This window comes from Corynebacterium phocae, assembly GCF_008693075.1.
Classification (GTDB): domain Bacteria; phylum Actinomycetota; class Actinomycetes; order Mycobacteriales; family Mycobacteriaceae; genus Corynebacterium; species Corynebacterium phocae.
Genome location: NZ_VXKJ01000022.1, coordinates 1 through 550, shown reverse-complemented (window position 1 = coordinate 550; position 550 = coordinate 1). Strand labels below are relative to the sequence as shown.

The following is a 550-nucleotide window of genomic DNA, read 5'->3' as shown; positions in this document are numbered from 1 at the left end:
CCACTGGAAGTTGAGGCCGAATATTGCAGCCAAAACCAGCTTCCTGAAATAATGGAAACCAAGGTAAATTGCTAGGAACAAACCAAAGGCCACTTCAGACTGCGTATGTTGTAAAAACTACGTGTCGTGACTTTCAACTCCCTGCAGAACTCGGTGATGGACGGGGACTTAGGGTCGTGCGGATCAAAGTCGATGATCTTGCGACGCGTCTGGGGGGAAATGGGTTTCGGCATTGTCCAATCATCTACGAACCCCCACTTCAAGCCCTACTATGATGCCTGAAATGACGCCCCAGTACCGTGAACAAGGTCATGACATTGTTCGTGAAAAGAGCTGTATTTTGTCAAGCTGAAGTGATCCGTTTTGGCGCGGAAAAGTGATCCACTTTAGCGCGTGCATGTTTTTTATATTGGTGGGTTTGTGGGGTTGGGGTGGTCGGTGTTGGGCAGGCTTAAGCGCCCCGTTGGCTTCTGCGGTTGGTGTGGTGGTTGCAGGTGCCAGGGGGCGTTGTGGTGTGGTTGTTGGGGGTTATTTCATCAGGGCGTGTGCG

Annotated in this window: 1 pseudogene; it reads right to left on the bottom strand. The window is 51.3% G+C overall.

Annotated elements, in window-relative coordinates:
* Positions 1–98: 98 nt before the first annotated feature.
* Positions 99–233 (bottom strand): annotated as a pseudogene (locus F4V58_RS13020) (molybdopterin-dependent oxidoreductase); the annotation flags it as partial.
* Positions 234–550 lie beyond the last annotated feature (317 nt).